We start from the raw sequence: 20,512 nt of genomic DNA, 5'->3' as shown, positions 1-20,512 counted from the left end.
CTTCGAATATTTTCTTGCACAATAGCATTAATATATTTTAATAAAAAAGAACGAGTATTTTGATATTGATTATCAGTCCAAAAAATAGGATTACCATTATTATCAATTTCAAATGTTTTAGGCTCTCCAACACCATCCCAACGATAAACTGATTTATATTTGTATACTTTTCAATCAAATTTTTTTCAATCTGCTAAATAATAACCTTTTTCTTTACTCCCAGCAATTACAATATAAGTTTTATCTTTATCTAAAATTTCAGATTCAGGGTCATTAATTAACTTTCAATTTTGGAATTTTAAATTAATCAATTGTAAATTATCAACACTTTTTTCTAATTTATTAATAACTTCCACAGTATTAAAATACTTGGCAAAAGAATAAGAAAAATTAGTTAATTCTTTTAAAAATTGTTTTTTATCAACATCATAAAATTTATCAATGTTATATTGTTTAGCATAAGTATCTCAATTTTTATATAAATCCATAAACTCATCACTAGGCTTGTCGAATGAAATTCCAGTTGAATAACTATCTTTTAAAAAGTCTAAATATCACTTATCATTATAAATTAATGATTTTGATGTTTTTAAAGTCGGATTAATAAAATAATTCGTTTCTGATCAATTTTCAAAAAAAGTACTACGTAAAAACATTGTATTAATAAAATCTGTTTCATTGATACCTGTTGATTGTTGCTTTACATTATAACTTTGTTGATTTAAAGGTTTAAATGCTGTTAAAGTAATAAAAGGAATAACTAAGCTTAAAATACCTAAAATAAATATTGAAAATAAAGATATTGTTTTTTTCATATTTAACTACTCCTAACTATACAATGTTTTAGAAACAATAAAGGCAAGAATATATAAACTTGAAATTGTTAACATTAGTGGATGACTAAATAAAATTGCCATTTTACCAAACAACGAAAGTAAAAAAGTATCAGAATTATATAAATCCATAATGATATTTTTTGCTGATGTTAATTGATTTATAATAACTGTTATAAAACCTGTCCCAAAAATAGCGATTGCTGCAACTAATAAAACTAATCTAATCATTATTTATGTATCCTTCTATATGCTTGTTCTCTCGTTTTTGCTTGTTTAGCTAAACTTGATAATTGTTGTTTATTGCGATTAATTTTAAATTGCTTACGCTCTTTAATGTGTTTTTGTATACCTTGTTTAGTATCAGAAACTCCACGAGCTGTTGCAGAATATAATTGTGATGTGCTATTTTTAACAGTTGAACCTAATTCATTATATTGTGTTGATGTACCATGAATAGCATAAATTGATAATTTAATGATCATAAAAAAGATTATAAAATAAGCAATCGTTGTATTTGTCATTGGCAATTTAGTGTTTCAAATTACATCAAAAATAAACAAAAATACATCAAAAATAAAGCTAAATATCTTGTCTCAATTACTGTTGTTTTCAGTTAAAAAATTAATCATCTTTACCACTTCCTTTTTTAGGTTTTAAATTCTTCTTAAGAATATCAATGTCTAATAACTCTAAACGTTCTTTTATTGTTAAATCTTTAAGTTGTGTTCAATAATACTCTTTAGTATCTGAAACATCATCATTTTTTAAATCACGAACAAATGAAAGTCATTTACTTTCATACTTTTGGGCGATTTCTAATGGAATAATAATCTTAAAAAACCGAATTCCTAATCCAACATCAGATCTATGTTTTGCACGTTTACCCTCTGCTGTACGCTTGACAGATTCGGTTTTTCAAATTTCATAATCAGTAATATCTTGAAAAATACCAATTCGCATAATAAAAAATCTGTTAAAAAAATTAATTCCTTTTTTAACAATGGGTTTTTTCAAAGAAATAGGAATAATAATTCCACTAGCTAATTGGCGAATATTATTTCAAAGCATACCTTCACGTTGAGCTGTAAATAAAGCACGATGTCCAAAATGTCTAGCTAATACAATCCAAGGAATTTTACCACGATGAGTTACTTTTTCATCATGAGGACTAGTTCCGTCAATATATAAAAAACTCTCATCAAACAAAATTAAACTATCATCTGGGGGAACTGGTTTTGTTCGATCTGTAAAATCTAAATTCTTAAAAGTTAAAACTTTAACTTTATCATCTTCTAATGGATAGTTACTATAAATTTTATCTGTTAATAATTTCATTGTTTCCGACAAATAAGTTAAAAGCAGTGTTTTACCAGTACCTAATTTACCAATAATTACTGATAAAGGATTATCTCAAACAAAATTTACTAAACGAAAAGCATTCAACTGATAAAAAATATTTTTTCATAATCATCAAACAAAATAAACACATTGTAAAGCAAATAATAATCAAAACACTAAGCCGGTATAATTTAATGAAATAATTCAAATTAATAAATCAATTAAACTAAACAAAACCATTGAACCATTAATATAACAAAAATTTATTAGAAAAAATACAAACTTTTTCATTACTTAAAATACCCAACTATTTTAAAAATCATTCACAATAAGAACCAAGTTAAAAATAAAATAACAATTCAAATACCAACCATCATAGTTAAATATTCATTTTGAGTCAAAGTCCAAGTTGTAATACTTTCAACGTTAGATTTGTCAATAAATAAAAATATATGAATAAAAAACTCTTTTAATTTTTCTCAATCTTTTGCCATAATTTAAAAACTTCACATTTTTTGAATGATTTTAAAAAACATACCAAAAAATAAAACTATAAACAACACAAACGATATAACATATAAAAATTCAGGAGCATTTGAACCAATAATATAACATACAAATTGAACTCAATAATCATATAAACTCATTTAATTTAAATCTTTCAAATCATTAATTAACTTTTCTACTTTTTCATCACTTCAATTTGTTAAATTATTATTAGTTGTTTTTAGTTTTTTAGGTTCACCGGGGAATAATGCTTTTTTCATTTGTGTAAAATAATTTTGTTTATATTGATTATATAAATTGATTAATTCTGTTCCAGTTAAATGTTTTCACACATGACGTTTTAAATTTTCATCATACTTTACAATAGGATAAGAATTCTCATAAATCAAACCAATAGCTACTTGATCAGAATGTGCTTTACTAGGATAAATAAACTTATTACTCAACCAAAAACCAATATGTTTATTATGATTAGGTAAATTAATAAATGAAGCTTTATCTGTTCTAAAAACTATAAATTCTTTTCGAATAAAATAATTCTCCACATCAATATTTTTCTTATAAAAACTCACAAAAACACCTTACTTTCATACATATAACTCATTTCTATTAGTATCAATACCTGCGAACCATTTACTTTCAATTATTCTGCGAAAAGCTTGAAAACCGTTATATCCAATAAATCACTTAATATCAATAACTTTTATAATATTAAATTGACTTAATGCTGGATTAGAACCTCCTTTATAGTCTGGTTTCTGATACATTATTCAAATCAACTCGCTTTCTATTACATTGCATCGAACAAACATTTAACTTAAAATATAAATTACCAACAAATTTTTTATTCAAAATAGAATAACAAATTTGACATTTACGTTTAATAAAAAATATTCAAATTCCTAACATTATTAATCACACTCCTTAAAAAGTTTAAGTTGTCTAGAAATATTTGGTTTAAAATTCATAATTAATAATTCTTGGCCTAATTCAATTAATTTATTTTTATGTTTCATATCATAAATTTTTTCTCATTCAATTTGATAAAAATTACTAAACAAATTTTTAATATATTCACAATTATTTAAACTTAAAATAAATTTTCCTTTTATATTTTTCAAATAATACAATAATTCTTTATAATCAAATTTGTAATGCTTATACATAGCAGAAACATTTGCAATATAATAAGGCGGATCTAAATAAAAAACAGTATTCTTATCATCATAAATTTTAATAATTTCAAAATAATTTTTATTTTCTAAAATTGCATTGTATTTGTTTAGTAAATATTCACATAATTTAACACGTTCTAAACAATCATAATATTTTAATTCATAACGTGTAATTGAAAAAGTATTATTTTCACGACCACTTCAACCTAAACGATTTTGAAATAAAGTTTCTCAACCTTTTTTGCCAAATTTAGGTAATGAATTATAAATATTTTTAGCTTCTTCAACAGAATTAAATTTGGGATATTTATTAATAATATTATTGGTTTTTACATCATTTCAAAAAGTCATTAAATCAGAATTAATATCATTTAATATTATTTCATCTACTTTGTCATTAAACATTAAACGCAAACCAATCGCAGCTGAACCAGCAAATAATTCTACATATCTTTTTATTTTGTTGGGAAAAAAGGAAGATATAAATTTATCAGCTTTAGTTTTTCCACCGACTCATGATAAAGGGCTTAAAAATTGCATAAACTATTTCGCAATATTACTTTCTAACTGTTCTGCAATATGTTGATAAAAACTCATTTCTTTTCGAATAATAAAAGTAGCTTGCATTGTCTTAATTTTAATTTCATCTAATAAATCTTGCATAATTATTCCTCTAAACTTTCTATTTTTTCCTTGAATTCAGATTTTATAACATAAGCACCTTCCGCTCCAATAATTAATGATTTCCCTTGAATATATACAAAATCACTTTTCTTGAATGTTGGATATTTTCTATTTTTTTCAGCAAGTTTATTTTCATAAAAACTTTTTACTTTTTCTAAAATTTGCTCACGATCACTTTCAGAAAATATTTCATCTACTTCATATTGATTTAATTGTTCTTGATATTCTTTTAACATTTCATAAGTTGCTTTCAAAACATCTGGTGCCATATTATTAGGCCACTTTGTAAAATCTTGGCCACAAATTGAAATTACTTGTTCAATACTATCTATAATTTTTTTCATAAAAATACTCCTAACATTTACTGTAATAACCAATGTTGTATTAATGTAACTTAATTATTGTTAAATAAACAATGTTAATAAACAATGTAATAAAAAACAAAAATACAAAATTGGCACACTGAAAAGTACTATTAACAACGTTAATAGAAAATATAAAATTAAAATTAATAAACCAAATAACAAAGCTAGTGTGCCACAGCTAAGATATATGATCAGTTATAATAAATATTAAAAGCCTTTAACCATCACACGGAAAAAGTTTAAAATCTTAATAATAACTCAAATTCCAAATGGAATTAAAATAATTCAAGCATCACCAAGAAAGGTCATTAATTGGGGTAACACTGCATAAACAGCATCTTTAACTTTCATCATAGCTTGTCCTAAACCACTTCAAATAGAATCCATTCCACCTGAAATAGTAGGAGTATCTGCAGCTAGAAAATTAACAGCTGTTGTTAAATACATACCTAACATTATTCCTTATCCTCCTTACTTTTAATTTCTTTTTTATCTTTTTTCTTTCCTTGAATTTGGCGAATTTTTTGATAAATTGATAAACCAATTCAAGCAAGAATTCCTAAAATAATAACAATACTAAATATTCATGTTAACCATACTGGCATAACTTAATTCCTCCTAGAAATTTAGCTTGCGCGGCACGCTTCGCGTGTTCGCTACGCTCAAAATAAACAATATTGAATAAATTACCGCTAATAAATTACGCGGATAATTTATTCATTTTCTTTTACATTATTAGTTACTATTTTATTAACAGTATTAATAACATTATCTTTTCCATACTTAGTTACTAAGGACCGCAAAATAAAATAATGTTTTCTTTCCATTAAAAAAATCAACTCCTTTCTGAGTTGATTTGTTGCACTTCATATTACAATTTACACCTTTAAAAAGTTTCTTATGTTAAAATATTTTTAGTAATAAGCATAACTTAAGAATGACCGTGTAAAAAAGTAACTTAAAATTTATATAAATAAAGAATGAATTATTAATAATACTTTTTTCATTTTTTATTTATTTTGTTAAGTTAAAAAAAGACAGAAAGGAATAAAAAATGAAAAGAATTTTATATTTATTAAGTGCTATAACATTAGGAGGAACAACATCATTAGTAACGGCAGTTCAAACAGTAACAAAGTCTTCACCCCCATCATTAGTTGATATTTTAACAACAGTCAACATTGGAAGGATTGAACTTAATGATGAAGAACATATTCGTACTAGTTTACGTGATTTAAATAATCCAATTTTTTCTCACCCAGGTTTTAGTGAAGCTTTAGTATTTGATCGTATTACATGAAATAGAGCAACAGCACATTTAGAACAAAGCATTATCGTAGAAGGAAATAGATTAATCCCGCGTCTTATTACTTTTACTATTGATTTTACTGCAGATACTTTTACTTTAGCTACTCTAATTCCAAATCGAAATTTAGGAGTTCTTGATGATAATTATTCATATACAATTTTAACAAGATTACAAGAAGAAAATCCTGAAATAGTATCTTCAGAATTATATTTAGAAGTATCAGAAGTATATGAAAATCGTGCAATAATTCGTAACATTAATGCGACATGACATCGGATTGGACAACCAGAAATTGAAGTTAATTTTACAACAAATAATTATATTTTAAATTCTTTAATCCATAATCGTAATTTAGGAGAATTAAGAAACAATGATGAAGCAACAATTAGAACAGCAATTATTAATGCAAATTCAAATTTGCAACCAAATGATATTCAACAGATTACTGATATTACTAATAATAGTGCGCGAATTTATGGACAACTTGCCTCAACTAGCGGTTCAATTATAACTTTACCAACTAATAGATGAGGATTATCAGGTAATAGGTGACGTCCAGCCTTGAGCAATGAAGATACGAGGGCTTATGAACAAATTTTTGAAAATGCTATTATTGTTCATTTTACATTAGGAGAAGAAGCAAATTATGCAACAATTAGGCCAGATGAAAATGCGAGTTATGAAACAATTGCACCAAATGATAATCACATTTATGAAACAATTAGGCCATCTTCACATACGAATGCTCCACCACCTGCTTCAACTCAAACTACAGTTGAAAAAATAACAAAACAAAATATTCATGATAGTATGAAGTCTTATAATACTGCATTAAAAATAGAGAAAGAAAAACATTTAGTTAAAATAAATGAACATTATGCTAATTTGTCTGAACAAGAACAAGAAGAATTTAATAATAAAATACGTACAATTGGTCTAACTGCAACAAACTTAGGAATTTCAGGGACTGGATTATTAACGCTTTCAAAGGTTACAAATACTTCGCCAATTAAAGGTTTAAGAATGAGTGCTAACTATCTTAAAAATATGATGTCTTCTGCTCGTACTAGTGCAGCAATAGAAACTGAAGAAGCAGTGGAATTAACACCTTTATTATCAACAAGTGCTCCAGAAGGATTAGCAGCAGCTGAGACATTAACAACGGTAGAAGCAACGACAGTTGGAGCAACTGAAGCAACCGTTATTGGAACTGAAGCGACGATTAGTACCGCATTAGCTCCTGAGACGGTAGGATTATCATTAATCATTGGTGTGTTTATTGCTGCGGGAACAGGAATTATCTATTGATTATTTAGTTCTAGTGAAAAGCCTACTGTTGTTAAACACCAATCGGATAATCAATATAATGAAATTGAAAAATATTATCAATTTTTAGCACATGATAAATTAAAAATTAGTATTTCTACTAAGGAATGAGATTTAATTAAGAAAATTTTTCAAGAAAATTATTATGATTTTAATGGATTTAAACAAAAGGTTAAAACGCAAATTCTTGGTTTTCATCAAGAGGATCATAGTGGCTGAGGGGGAGCAATTTCATCAGCTGATATTGATATTTTAATTCAAACTATGTTTTATCATTTTACAACAATAAATAAATATTTTGTATTAACAAACCAACATGGTTGAAAAATTGTAACAAATACAATTGGAAGTTATTTACAATTTGAACCAGAATAAAATCAAGAGTAAAATTTTAAAGGTTTAGAAGAAAAAAGCGCATAAAAGTGGCATAACATTATTGTGAAATTATTCTTTTCGTTTTGATTTAATGAAAGTAACAGGACGAAAAAAAGTCTATTGATTATCTGCTTTTAGTGATTATGGTTAAACTAATGAAGAAGAATTTTTTGCAGAAGCATTTACATATTGATTTTTAGTTCCAAATAAATTAAAAGTAAGATTATGAGAATTTTGGCATGAATATTTAACAAGTTATTTACCAACTTTAATATTACAACAATAAATGAAAAAGTAGAAATTTGAGTATGTAAAGAAAAAGTGGACATAAAAAATAAAATTGCTTTAGGATTGAGTTATTCTGTATTTAACAGGACTTAATCCTTTTTTAATTTGTTTTGTCGTCTAACTTCATTATATAATTTTAAGTTAGCAAAAAATATGCAAATTAATTTAAAAGTATTGCAAATATTTTGATAAAAATAGAAATTATTTCTTAAAAATATCATTATCAAAAGATAGTGCTAGAATAAAACTAAGGTTTAGCAAATAGCAAATCTTTAATTTTACTAACAAACTAAGCCTTATTTTAAATAAGGTTAGAGGTTAGAGGTTACTAGTGATAATTGTTAATTACATATTTTTATTTATATAATTTTTAATTACCATTATTAATTTCATCCTTCTAAACTTAAGAATTTTTTGTTAATTATCTGACATTTATCTGGCATTTTAATATAACAAAAAATTAATTAATACTTAATAAAAGAGGTGTAAAAAACTATGATTAAAATGTTGCAGTTATTAACTGCATGCTTTAGCATTAATTCTTTTGTTATGCCCTTAGCATATCAGAATAATAATTTACTAGCAAAAAATATGACCGATTCAGAAACACCAAAAATTATTAATCTCGAAGATTATATAACTAATGCTTTGTATAGTGATTTTAAATTACATCATCCTTCCGTGTTTATTAGAAACCTTAGTATAATATCTAAAAATTTAACTTATTCAAATGAAAATGTTTCCGTTAAAAATAATATTGCAACAAATAATAAGGAAACAAGTGACATTGACCCTGGCCTTTATTTTGGAAAAGCAACTTTTACTAATGACACTGATGAAATGCAAGTGTTTCAAACCCCGGAATTTATTCAAAAAGTAACAACAATCTATACTTATCAAACTGTAAATGGAATTTCAGGAGGAATTGAACTTAATTTTACATATCTTAATTTTAATTACAAAATTAATTATAGTAAGACAGACATTGAAACAACAACAAATACTGTCACGCTTACTGCTCCGAGTCAGACAATTAAGGTAAAACCACATACTAAAAGTGATGCTTCAGTTTATTTGGGAACTTCAAGAGGCAATGCTTACCTTAATTTAAATGTTGATATTAGTGGAACAGTAAAATGTGAAATTAATAAAATTAATGGTATTGGCATTATTTATGAAGCAAATATTGCTGATGCTTTTAAATCATTGCAAACTTTTAGCGGCCTACCTGATGCTATTAGCGTGAAAGACAATCAAACAATTCACTTTAATGGTTTAGGAAGTATTAATGGATTTGTTACTAAAACTAATTATTTTGTGAGAATTAAAGACACCCCAATCTTATAAGAAAAGAGATGACTACTAACATGAAAAAACTATTATTAACTGCAATTTCTTCTATTTTCGGTGGGATAATGCCAGTAATATCTGCGGGGATTTCTAATAATATAATTGAACTAAAAACAAAACATCTTAATAATGAACAGTTAATTGATTTTAATGCTTTAAATCAAAAAGTAGCATTAGATGTTTTAAAACAAACATTTCCGGATAAAACAATTACTGGTGTGACAAATGTTAATGTAACAGACCTAAATGTTTTTGATGTTAAGGGAACAGTTACTGGAACAACAAGCACAGAACAATCGCAAGCAATTTATATGGGCGAAGATGTTTTAGACAATAGTTATGGTGACACTGATCAAATGTTAAAAACTTCATCATATCAAAAAGATGTTATAAATCAAATTACACATACTGTTGTCCACGGAATAACTGTTGATGCAAAAGCAACAGTTGATATTTTTAATATTAATCTTGAATATAATTTTAGTAATACGAAGACAGAAACACAATCAACAACAATTACGGTGAATTCCCCAATCCAAACAATTGCTGTTCCTGCCCATAAAAAATTTTTAGTTAAAACTTACTTAGGACAAAATGATGTAAAAGTAAATTTAGATCTTAATGCGATTCTTGCTGGCACAATTTATGGTAATTATACAATTAGTAATTCAAATGAGATTTATGATTTTCATTTACCACTTGCATTAGCATATCAACAATATAGTCTTAATAATCAATTGCCAGATGGAATTTCAGTTGATATTGTTAATCAATTAGTTAGTTTCCATGGTCTTGCTGTTGCAGAAAATGTTTCAGAAAGTAATATTTATTCTGTTGCAATTGAAGAAATATAGTAATTATGAGAAAAATATTTTTACTATTTGCAACGGCAAGTATTGGAATTGCAAGTGCGGCCCCAATCACATTAAGATTACATAATTCGAATAATTTACCTAATACAATTTTTAATTCTGTTCATTATAACTTCCATAAAGATATTAGTGCGAAAAAAACAAATACGCTTGTAGAAATTGGTTTATTTTCTTATACACAGTATAGCAATAATTGAAATGCCTTTATTAGTCACTATCAAACACTTTCTTTTTTAAATTTTGATGCTTCGGCAGGAGGGAGTGGAACAACATATAGTACTAATAGTTTTAAAATTAATACTGACCGGTTAATGACTTACTCAAGTATTATTTGTCACTATATCTATAGTGGTCAAGATGTTACTATTTCATTCAGTTTTAAAGAAATTAATAATTATGTTTTTGCTATCGTTGAAATTTTAGCTACTAATAATACCGATAGCAATGTATGAGCTACATTACAATTAGGTAGTGTAATTATTTATTAAAATTATTCAAAATAAAATAATATAAAAAGGAGAAAAAAATATGAAAACATTACTAACAAATTTAATTGCCATTGTATTAATTGCAACTCCAACAGCTATTAGCGCTCAAAATGTGGTAAGAACACAACAAAAAGAACATGCTAATATTACATTATTTACTAATACAAACGATATTAGTATTAGTTCGCATGCTGGAATTACTTTTCAATGATGATATACTAGTGATAGCCATTCTAGCAATACCGCAGATTTAATTAATATTGATGATTATGCAACTAGCTTAAATGATTTTGTTCACTTGTTCCCAAAAATTAAAATATCAAATTCAGTGGGAAATATTACCCAAAACTACATTGGTTATTCTAATCCAATTTATCCTGCCCCACATAATCAAGGGAATTTTAGTAACAAACCAGTGGTATTAAATACGGCAGATTTATTTAAAATTGGGCAAAGTGTTGATACAATTATTGGTAGTTATAGTTATTCAGATACTTCAACAACTGCTACTTCCGAATCACATATTGTGACAGCAATTACTAGTATAGCAGGAAAAACATTTTTAACAATGTACTGTACTTCAGTTGCTAAAGGAAATGCAGGGCCATTTAGTGAATTTGTTTATAATTCTGCTGATACAAACATTAATAAAGTAGAATTTTTAGCTAATGAGTTTTAAATAAAATAATTTGTTTTACTTATTTAGTACTTTATTTGATTAAAATATTATTTATAGAATAACAAGTAAAAATCAACTTTTAACAAAGTTGATTTTTATTACTTTTAAGTTATTTTATAGTCTTATTTTGTGCTAAGATATAATTACTAAACAAATAATGTTTAGGTTGTTATGATAATTAGCATAAAAACACCGTAAAATTTATTTTGCACAATCTTTTTATCATTAATTGTATTAAAAAACAACCTTTTAGTTATATACTATTTTTGATCACAATAATAAGATTAATAATAAAATTAATTCTATAATATTACTTTTTCTAGGTTAAATTAATAATAAAATAATAATTACTACTTTAATATTTTTAATAATTAAAACTATCAATTTTATTAAATTTTGGTAGGGTGGCTGGGTTTGTTATGTCTGAAAGGAGTTTAATTATTATGCATAAAATATTCATACCAATTGTAAGTGCTTTTATAAGTGGAATAATGTCGTATTTAACACCCTTTTTAAATTTAGAAACAAATGAGCATAAAAATACCCAATAATTAAAGAAAAATTTACTTGTTGGTTATTGACATAATTTTGATAATGCAACAGGATATAAAGGTGGTAATGCGAAATATATTGATTTACTTGCTACTAATCCTGAATATGATATTATTCAAGTTTCTTTCTTTAAATCAGCAAATGAAGGTGAAATTCCTACTTTTGTGCCATTAGTAGCAACACATCCAGAAATGACACAAGAACAAAAAGATGCTTTTTTTGCAAATGAAATAAAACAATTACATCAACAAAATCGAAAAGTAATGCTTTCACTTGGTGGGGCTGATGCTCATATTGTTTTAACAAAAAAACAAGAAGATGCTTTTGTTGCTGAAATTTTAAGATTAGTTAAAAAATTTGGTTTTGATGGTGTTGATATTGATTTAGAACAACAAGCGATTACAGCTGGTGATAATCAAACAGTAATTCCAAATGCTTTAATTAAAGTTAAAAAAATCTTAGCAGAACAAAACCGTGAATTTTATATTTCAATGGCACCAGAATTTCCATATTTACGAACATATGCCGGAGCAGCGAGTTATATTCCATATTTAAAAGCTCTTGAATCAAAATATGATTTTATTCATCCCCAATTTTATAATCAAGCTGGAGATGGGATTAATGTTCAAGAGGAAGACCGCCAAGAATTAAAAATTGATTTATATTGATTACCACAAAATAATGAAAAATTAAAAGGTGAGTTTTTATATTTAATTACTAAGTATATTATAGAAGGAAAAGACAACTTTTATCAAATCCCAGCTAATAAATTATTGTTTGGTTTACCAGCAAACGATGATGCTGCCGCTAATGGACAAATAAAAGTTGGAGATATGAAAAAAGCAACAAAATATTTAAATAATAAAGGGTTAAAATTAAAAGGAATGATGACATGATCAATTAATTGAGATAAAAATACTGATTGAAATTAGTTAATTATTATAAAAAAGAGTTTTACCAATAAAAATTAATTTTATTTATAAATTGTAATATGAAATACAACAAAGCAACTTAAAAATGAACATCTAAAATAAAGTAGACATAAAAAAGTATGTTAACTTTATTAAAAAGATGTTCTTTTTATATGAAAAAATAAAGCGATAAAGAATTCAAAGTAAATATTATTAATTTATACAAAAGTGGAAAACCAGCAAAATTATTTTCAAAAGAATATGATGACTCAATCCTAACTAAGTGTTATTTTTTATCTATTTTTTCTTTCCAGATTCAGAAATTAACAAATTTTTTTCAGATTATACTTTTATTGTCAATTTAATTGATAAACATTATTTTTTTCTTTTTTAACATTAAAAAATGTTAGAATAAAACATATTTTAATAATAAATACTTTAATAAATACTTTTAAAAATATGGAGGAAAGAATATGAAACAGAACAATGATTTTTCAGAGGATAAAACCAATGAAGACAAGAATGATAAAAATGATAAGAAAAAGCAGGATGAAACAAATTCAGAAAATGAAGATTTATTAAAAAATGACTTTTTAGATGATTTTCGAAAATATTTTAATGAAATAAAAGGAGAGCCAGGTGTTAATTCAAAGATAGATTCATACAATAGGTTAGAAAAGATACCATTGCCTAAAATTGAAAAAACAAAAGGATGACTTGAATTAACAAATCATCATTTATCACCTGCAAGTTATAACAAGATTCACCCTGAGAAAATAGGGGCTGGTTCCTCACTTCATTTAATTACTGAAAAAATGAATGAGACAGTACATCGTTTATCACACTTTTCAAAAGCAACCGCATGTATTTTAGTTCCTTTTGATCAAGTAGGGTTAATTAGGGGAAGTAGTGCAGGGATTGGTTTAGGAAATACCTTTTTATCCGGTAGTAGCAATTCGAAAGTAACTATTTATCGACGCATGAATGAAAGTTCTTTTGATTTAAAACAAGGAGAATTAAGAAAAGGTTCTACTAAATGAAAGATTAATAGAAACGTTATAAAAGAAGCGATTATGAAACTTGATCAAAAACTTAATAATCCGCAAGTTACAAAAGATTTATTTAAAATTTTTAAATTTCTTTGAAAAAACCCATTGTTAAAAAAGGAATTAATTTTTTTAACAGATTTTTTATTATGCGAATTGGTATTTTTCAAGATATTACTGATTATGAAATTTGAAAAACCGAATCTGTCAAGCGTACAGCAGAGGGTAAACGTGCAAAACATAGATCTGATGTTGGATTAGGAATTCGGTTTTTTAAGATTATTATTCCATTAGAAATCGCCCAAAAGTATGAAAGTAAATGACTTTCATTTGTTCGTGATTTAAAAAATGATGATGTTTCAGATACTAAAGAGTATTATTGAACACAACTTAAAGATTTAACAATAAAAGAACGTTTAGAGTTATTAGACATTGATATTCTTAAGAAGAATTTAAAACCTAAAAAAGGAAGTGGTAAAGATGATTAATTTTTTAACTGAAAACAACAGTAATTGAGACAAGATATTTAGCTTTATTTTTGATGTATTTTTGTTTATTTTTGATGTAATTTGAAACACTAAATTGCCAATGACAAATACAACGATTGCTTATTTTATAATCTTTTTTATGATCATTAAATTATCAATTTATGCTATTCATGGTACATCAACACAATATAATGAATTAGGTTCAACTGTTAAAAATAGCACATCACAATTATATTCTGCAACAGCTCGTGGAGTTTCTGATACTAAACAAGGTATACAAAAACACATTAAAGAGCGTAAGCAATTTAAAATTAATCGCAATAAACAACAATTATCAAGTTTAGCTAAACAAGCAAAAACGAGAGAACAAGCATATAGAAGGATACATAAATAATGATTAGATTAGTTTTATTAGTTGCAGCAATCGCTATTTTTGGGACAGGTTTTATAACAGTTATTATAAATCAATTAACATCAGCAAAAAATATTATTATGGATCTATATAATTCAGATAATTGGTTACTTTCGTTGTTTGGTAAAATGGCAATTTTATTTAGTCATCCACTAATGTTAACAATTTCAAGTTTATATATTCTTGCCTTTATTGTTTCTAAAACATTGTATAGTTAGGAGTAGTTAAATATGAAAAAAACAATATCTTTATTTTCAATATTTATTTTAGGTATTTTAAGCTTAGTTATTCCTTTTATTACTTTAACAGCATTTAAACCTTTAAATCAACAAAGTTATAATGTAAAGCAACAATCAACAGGTATCAATGAAACAGATTTTATTAATACAATGTTTTTACGTAGTACTTTTTTTGAAAATTGATCAGAAACGAATTATTTTATTAATCCGACTTTAAAAACATCAAAATCATTAATTTATAATGATAAGTGATATTTAGACTTTTTAAAAGATAGTTATTCAACTGGAATTTCATTCGACAAGCCTAGTGATGAGTTTATGGATTTATATAAAAATTGAGATACTTATGCTAAACAATATAACATTGATAAATTTTATGATGTTGATAAAAAACAATTTTTAAAAGAATTAACTAATTTTTCTTATTCTTTTGCCAAGTATTTTAATACTGTGGAAGTTATTAATAAATTAGAAAAAAGTGTTGATAATTTACAATTGATTAATTTAAAATTCCAAAATTGAAAGTTAATTAATGACCCTGAATCTGAAATTTTAGATAAAGATAAAACTTATATTGTAATTGCTGGGAGTAAAGAAAAAGGTTATTATTTAGCAGATTGAAAAAAATTTGATTGAAAAGTATACAAATATAAATCAGTTTATCGTTGGGATGGTGTTGGAGAGCCTAAAACATTTGAAATTGATAATAATGGTAATCCTATTTTTTGGACTGATAATCAATATCAAAATACTCGTTCTTTTTTATTAAAATATATTAATGCTATTGTGCAAGAAAATATTCGAGTTCAGCAAGGTGGTAACCCTGATTATGATGATCCAAATTTAGGTAGTCAAAGAATTATTTTTGATTTTGAAATTATTAATAATTTAGATAAAACTAGTACTGGTATAATTTTAACTAAAAAGTCAATTTATCGAATGATTTTAACGATTGATGAAAAGAAAAATATTATTGCTGGGAGTTTAGAGTTAACACACCTTAAGCAATATTGAAATGGTAGTGATTATAATAGTTATCGGTATACTGATGATTTAGGTTTTTTATTTGTTTTTATGAAAAATAAAGAAAATATATTTAATTTTAGTGCTGAAACATATAATTATTATCAAGGTAATAGTCCTAATACTGGTAAAGATGTTTTTGAACATATGAAAGGGCAAATTGATATTAATAAATTTTTAAAAGCATTTTTTGCGCATGCGTTGGTGCCAGTGTTTCAAAATCGTAGTAATTTTATTGAAAGTGGTTATATTGATAATTTACAATATAATACTGTTCTAATTAACTTTTTTGGTTTAAAGTTGGTTAATTTTAGAGATGTTTTAATTGATGAAAAAAATACTAATAAAACTCAATTTGAAAAGTTATTAAATAGTATGTTTACGGTTTCTCAAAATTTTTATAAAGATTATTTACGAACCATTTTTGATTTAGAAAATAATACTTATGTTCAAGGTTATAACAAGAAATATGGTTTGTTGGCTAACAATGGTTTTAAAATTTATCCACGTTATTTTTATTTTTCTGATAAATATAAGCAATTAGATATTAAATTATATTCTGCCTTCAAAAATCGGTTTTATAATACTAACTATGGTAATGTATTTAATTATGATTTTTCAGTTTCAAATAATTATAATATTAATCAAAATGAGGGTTATGTTTTTGAAGGTGCTTTAAAAGATAAATATGGTTTAAAATATAAAAAAATTGAAGAACAAAAAATTGGTTATAATGTTTTTGAATTACAAGCTCAAAAAGAAAATGATATTTATCGTTATTATGATTTTAATTTTGGTATTTATAATTGACAAGAAATTAATAATGGTGGATTGTTTCCTGATGGGCAATGATGACAAGCACAATATGAAAGTTGTAGTTGATATAATTTAGCATGTCATATTAGAAATGCAGCAATTTGAGTTGTTAATAATATTCCGGGTGTAAAACAAGTAAATGAGTTAGCAAGTGGTGTTGGTAAAATATTTCAAACAATATATAGTTTTTTTAATCAGACATTTGAGGTATGAAAATTTAGTCCAGCATTGTATAATACAATAACAAATATATTCCTATTAATTATATTTATGAAATTTGTACGATTAATATAAAAGAGGAACTATTAAGTTCCTTTTATTCTTTTCAATCTGTAATTTTACCTGTAGTATTATCAATTTCAAATGTTTTAGGCTCTCCAACACCATCCCAACGATAAACTGATTTATATTTGTATACTTTTCAATCAAATTTTTTTCAATCTGCTAAATAATAACCTTTTTCTTTACTCCCAGCAATTACAATATAAGTTTTATCTTTATCTAAAATTTCAGATTCAGGGTCATTAATTAACTTTCAATTGCTTCCAACTGGTGGTTTATCAGGTTTATTACCTCCGCCGTTTTCATTATTGTTAGGTTTATTACAAGCTGTTAAATTTGCTGACATTCCAACTAGACCACATACTCCTAAAATACTTAGTAATTTTTTCATTTTTAACTTATTCCTTCCTTTATTAAAAATATGTAATAATTATAACAAAAAATTTTAGAAAGGTATTTAATAATGAATTATAAGCATTTCAGTATTGATGAACGTGTTATATTAAGTCAGTTATTAGTATCAAAACTATTTCAAAAGAAAAATGGTAAACCAAATTTATCTAAAATAGCAAAAGCAATGGATAAACATCGAAGTACTATTTTACGTGAAATTAATCGTTTTTATAGTGTAAAGTATTATAATGCTGTTAAAGCTCATAAAAAGTATTTTAAAAATCGTAAAAAATCAGTTAAGCATATTAAATTTTTATATCAACAATTAATGTGATTAGATGAAAAATTTAATAAATTTCATTGATCCCCAGAGATTATTTGTTATGAATATAAACGTGAATTTGGTATTAAATTTCCGGTATGTTTTAAAACTTTATATAAGTATATTTTTCTTGGTTTATTTGGTTTAAATAAACGTAATTTATACTTTCATGGTCGAAAAAATAAGAGTAAGCAAACTATTGATAATCGTGGTAAATTAACTAGTTTTAGAACTATTGCAGAAGCTAAACATGATAAAAATGAATTTGGTTGATTTGAAATGGATACAATAGTTGGCAAAGATTTGAAATCTGTTTGTTTAGTTTTAACTGAGCAATTAACTAAATTTGAAATTGTAAGAAAGTTAAAAGATAGAACACCAAACGAAGTAATTAGAGTTATTAAAAGCATTTTTAAAACTAGTATTTTAAAGAAAATAGTTAAAGGTATTATAACTGATCAAGGTAAAGAGTTTTCAGAATGAAAACAAATTGAAGCTTATATTGGTACTAAAGTTTATTTTTGTGATAAAGGTAAACCTACTCAAAAACCTATTGTTGAACGAATTAACCGTGATTTAAGACATTGATTTCCTAAAGGCATTGATTTAGATATTTATTCACAACAATATTATGATGAAATAGTTAATATAATAAATGAAAGGCCACGACAGTGTTTAAATTGAAATTCAGCAAAAAGTTTATTTATTCAATTTTTTAAATAAATATTGAACTTAATTATTGTCCTAAATTTAATTTATTTAATAATTTATAGTATAATTTAAAAAATGTTATAAGTTCCTAAAATATTCTAATATATTTGTTATAATTATTAAAATAAGAAAAATAAAGGGAGTTATTTAAATGAATGAATTAAAGTTTGTTAATGGAAAAAAGGTAAAAATAAATGATAAGAATATTTTTGATCAATATTTTACTAAAAGATCTATTGCTGAAAAATTATTTAATAATACAGTAAAAATATTAAATAGTTGAGAAAAAAAATTTAGATGATTTTTTTTGAATCGAGCCTAGTGTTGGTGAAGGATGTTTTTTAGATTTATTACCAAAAAATAAAAGATTAGGTATTGATATATGCCCCAGAAGAGCTGATGTAATTAAAAGTGATTATTTACAATTTACATTGCCTAATAAACAAAAAAATATTGTTATTGGTAATCCTCCTTTTGGACATAGAGGTACAATGGCACTTGAATTTATAAATCATAGTTTTCCTGCTGCTGATTATGTATGTTTTATATTACCTATGTTTTTTTCTAGTATAGGAAAAGGTTCAATTAAATATAGAGTTAAAAATTATAATTTAATTTACCAAGAAGAATTACAAGAAAATGCATTTTATATACCTAATGGAGGGGATGTTGATATTAAATGTGTTTTTCAAATATGAAGTAAAAACCATAAAAATAATAAAGAAGAAATAAGCTGATATAATACAAGAAATAAAAGAGAACCTTTTTCAGATTTATTATCTGTATTTACAGTTAGTTTGGCAAAAAATAGAGAATGTGGTAAACGATGAATATATGAGGAAAAAGCAGATTTTTATATTAGTAGTACTTTTTTTAAAGAAAATAAAATTGTAAAAAATTTTGAAAATGTTAAATATAAAAGTGGTATAGCAATTAAATATAATATAAAAAATAAATGTATTGTTAAAAAATTAAATGAACTTTTTGAAAATATTAATTGAATTGAAAATAGTAGTAGAGCTACAAATTCTTGTTATCATATTGGCAAAAGTCATATTTATAAAATTTTATTAAATAATGGATTTGAGGAATTTATGTAATGAATAGAAAACAAATTTATAAAATTTTTAAAGATTTAGTTTTAGAAAAATTAAAAATGATTGAAAAAGAAAAAAATGGTTATTTTGCTTTAGCATGAGGTTTTGAAGGGAATGCATTAGGACAAGTTGGTGAAACATTTGTTAAAACAATATTTAATGAAAATGGATATAATGTAGATTTAAAACATATCCATGATGAATATGATATTATAATTGAAAATAAAAAAATTGAAATTAAAACAGCTAAGATTGGAAACAATAAATCATTTCAATTTAATGGAATAAATCCAAAATATAATTATGATTTAATTATTTGTATTGGACTTGAGTTAAATTCAATTAAATATAAATTATTTACAAGTAATCAAATATTTTATGATCACAAACAAAGATCACATTTAATAAGATATAATTTTAAAGATAAAATTATTAATAAAAAGCTTACATCAATGAATCCTGGTAATGAAGTAAATAAAAAAGTTACATTGTCTACAAATCATATGTGTGATGATATAGAAAATATGTTTCAAAAAAGTATTAACTGTATTAAATAAATTAATTTTAATTAAGATAATTATAAAATAAAAACTACACTTAATTTGATAAAAAAATGAGTGTAGTTTTT

General features: G+C 24.8%; 23 protein-coding genes and 2 pseudogenes. 13 read left to right on the top strand and 12 right to left on the bottom strand.

The genetic code is table 4. The features are described from left to right. The 11 genes from SPM_RS06120 to SPM_RS06465 form a co-directional block, all read right to left on the bottom strand. Positions 1-815, bottom strand: an 815-nt coding sequence (locus tag SPM_RS06120; RefSeq protein WP_004028760.1) for a spiroplasma phage ORF1-like family protein, incomplete at its 3' end; no start/stop codon positions are given. A 12-nt stretch (positions 816-827) separates the two neighbouring features. Further along, positions 828-1,064 carry a hypothetical protein gene (locus tag SPM_RS06115; RefSeq protein ID WP_004028759.1) on the bottom strand — a complete coding sequence of 79 codons (237 nt, stop codon included), beginning with the start codon at positions 1,062-1,064 and terminating at the stop codon, positions 828-830. Beyond that, positions 1,064-1,465, bottom strand: coding sequence for a hypothetical protein (locus tag SPM_RS06110; protein ID WP_004028735.1), 402 nt, complete (start codon positions 1,463-1,465; stop codon positions 1,064-1,066). Before SPM_RS06110 ends, SPM_RS06115 begins: the two co-directional genes overlap by 1 nt. Continuing rightward, entirely contained in the window at positions 1,458-2,465 is a 1,008-nt protein-coding gene (locus SPM_RS06105) for a hypothetical protein (protein WP_004028758.1), read from the bottom strand. Before SPM_RS06105 ends, SPM_RS06110 begins: the two co-directional genes overlap by 8 nt. Then, entirely contained in the window at positions 2,465-2,668 is a 204-nt protein-coding gene (locus SPM_RS06100) for a DUF2649 family protein (RefSeq protein ID WP_004028757.1), read from the bottom strand. The genes SPM_RS06105 and SPM_RS06100 overlap by 1 nt, the downstream gene beginning before the upstream one ends. Before the next feature lie 153 nt (positions 2,669-2,821). Then, entirely contained in the window at positions 2,822-3,253 is a 432-nt protein-coding gene (locus SPM_RS06095; RefSeq protein WP_004028755.1) for a DUF3627 domain-containing protein, read from the bottom strand. Positions 3,254-3,262: 9 nt separating this feature from the next. Further along, positions 3,263-3,448 (bottom strand): hypothetical protein, encoded by a 186-nt coding sequence (locus tag SPM_RS06090; protein ID WP_004028754.1) that lies wholly within the window; start codon positions 3,446-3,448, stop codon positions 3,263-3,265. Positions 3,449-3,592: 144 nt separating this feature from the next. Then, entirely contained in the window at positions 3,593-4,396 is an 804-nt protein-coding gene (locus tag SPM_RS06335) for a DNA adenine methylase (protein ID WP_004028753.1), read from the bottom strand. A gap of 125 nt (positions 4,397-4,521) precedes the next feature. Further along, positions 4,522-4,884, bottom strand: a complete 363-nt coding sequence (locus tag SPM_RS06080; protein ID WP_004028751.1) for an SPX domain-containing protein — start codon at positions 4,882-4,884, stop codon at positions 4,522-4,524. A 228-nt stretch (positions 4,885-5,112) separates the two neighbouring features. Continuing rightward, positions 5,113-5,361 (bottom strand): hypothetical protein, encoded by a 249-nt coding sequence (locus SPM_RS06075; protein WP_004028750.1) that lies wholly within the window; start codon positions 5,359-5,361, stop codon positions 5,113-5,115. Continuing rightward, a complete protein-coding gene (locus SPM_RS06465) occupies positions 5,361-5,510 on the bottom strand; it encodes a hypothetical protein (protein WP_004028749.1) in 150 nt (49 codons plus the stop codon). The genes SPM_RS06075 and SPM_RS06465 overlap by 1 nt, the downstream gene beginning before the upstream one ends. A gap of 449 nt (positions 5,511-5,959) precedes the next feature. On the opposite strand from SPM_RS06465, the gene SPM_RS06070 reads away from it, so the two are divergent. The 10 genes and pseudogenes from SPM_RS06070 (at position 5,960) to SPM_RS06020 (ending at position 17,373) form a co-directional block, all read left to right on the top strand. Further along, a complete protein-coding gene (locus SPM_RS06070; protein ID WP_004028748.1) occupies positions 5,960-7,915 on the top strand; it encodes a hypothetical protein in 1,956 nt (651 codons plus the stop codon). 783 nt (positions 7,916-8,698) lie between these two features. Beyond that, positions 8,699-9,550, top strand: a complete 852-nt coding sequence (locus tag SPM_RS06065; protein ID WP_004028747.1) for an ETX/MTX2 family pore-forming toxin — start codon at positions 8,699-8,701, stop codon at positions 9,548-9,550. A 20-nt stretch (positions 9,551-9,570) separates the two neighbouring features. Further along, positions 9,571-10,407 (top strand): ETX/MTX2 family pore-forming toxin, encoded by an 837-nt coding sequence (locus SPM_RS06060; RefSeq protein WP_004028746.1) that lies wholly within the window; start codon positions 9,571-9,573, stop codon positions 10,405-10,407. A 5-nt stretch (positions 10,408-10,412) separates the two neighbouring features. After that, on the top strand, positions 10,413-10,913 hold the full coding sequence (locus tag SPM_RS06055) for a hypothetical protein (protein ID WP_004028745.1): 501 nt from the start codon (positions 10,413-10,415) through the stop codon (positions 10,911-10,913). Between the two features lie 40 nt (positions 10,914-10,953). Then, a complete protein-coding gene (locus SPM_RS06050; protein WP_004028744.1) occupies positions 10,954-11,592 on the top strand; it encodes a hypothetical protein in 639 nt (212 codons plus the stop codon). A gap of 716 nt (positions 11,593-12,308) precedes the next feature. Next, on the top strand, positions 12,309-13,076 hold the full coding sequence (locus SPM_RS06045) for a glycosyl hydrolase family 18 protein (RefSeq protein WP_004028741.1): 768 nt from the start codon (positions 12,309-12,311) through the stop codon (positions 13,074-13,076). A 1,114-nt stretch (positions 13,077-14,190) separates the two neighbouring features. Next, positions 14,191-14,589: pseudogene (locus tag SPM_RS06035) on the top strand (hypothetical protein); the annotation flags it as partial. Then, complete coding sequence (locus SPM_RS06030; protein ID WP_004028735.1) at positions 14,582-14,983, top strand: hypothetical protein; 402 nt, start codon at positions 14,582-14,584, stop codon at positions 14,981-14,983. The pseudogene SPM_RS06035 and the gene SPM_RS06030, both read left to right, overlap by 8 nt. Then, complete coding sequence (locus tag SPM_RS06025; RefSeq protein WP_004028734.1) at positions 14,983-15,219, top strand: hypothetical protein; 237 nt, start codon at positions 14,983-14,985, stop codon at positions 15,217-15,219. The genes SPM_RS06030 and SPM_RS06025 overlap by 1 nt, the downstream gene beginning before the upstream one ends. A 12-nt stretch (positions 15,220-15,231) precedes the next feature. Next, positions 15,232-17,373, top strand: a complete 2,142-nt coding sequence (locus tag SPM_RS06020) for a spiroplasma phage ORF1-like family protein (protein WP_004028733.1) — start codon at positions 15,232-15,234, stop codon at positions 17,371-17,373. Positions 17,374-17,395: 22 nt separating this feature from the next. Here the strand turns inward: SPM_RS06020 and SPM_RS06015 are convergent, their stop codons facing one another. Next, positions 17,396-17,752 (bottom strand): lipoprotein, encoded by a 357-nt coding sequence (locus SPM_RS06015; protein ID WP_004028732.1) that lies wholly within the window; start codon positions 17,750-17,752, stop codon positions 17,396-17,398. Between the two features lie 72 nt (positions 17,753-17,824). On the opposite strand from SPM_RS06015, the gene SPM_RS06010 reads away from it, so the two are divergent. The 3 genes and pseudogenes from SPM_RS06010 to SPM_RS06000 all read left to right on the top strand — a co-directional run bounded on the left by SPM_RS06010 (position 17,825) and on the right by SPM_RS06000 (position 20,441). After that, positions 17,825-18,799: an IS30 family transposase gene (locus tag SPM_RS06010; RefSeq protein ID WP_004028731.1), complete on the top strand. Its 975-nt coding sequence runs from the start codon at positions 17,825-17,827 to the stop codon at positions 18,797-18,799. A gap of 139 nt (positions 18,800-18,938) precedes the next feature. Continuing rightward, positions 18,939-19,887, top strand: a pseudogene (locus SPM_RS07000) (type II restriction endonuclease). Next, the gene (locus SPM_RS06000) at positions 19,887-20,441 is read left to right on the top strand and encodes a hypothetical protein (RefSeq protein ID WP_004028728.1); all 555 of its coding nucleotides are present in this window, start codon (positions 19,887-19,889) and stop codon (positions 20,439-20,441) included. The pseudogene SPM_RS07000 and the gene SPM_RS06000 overlap by 1 nt, the downstream one beginning before the upstream one ends. The last annotated feature ends 71 nt before the right edge of the window (positions 20,442-20,512 follow it).

The organism is Spiroplasma melliferum KC3 (assembly GCF_000236085.2).
Classification (GTDB): domain Bacteria; phylum Bacillota_I; class Bacilli_A; order Mycoplasmatales; family Mycoplasmataceae; genus Spiroplasma; species Spiroplasma melliferum.
This window is presented reverse-complemented; position numbering and strand designations above follow the sequence as displayed.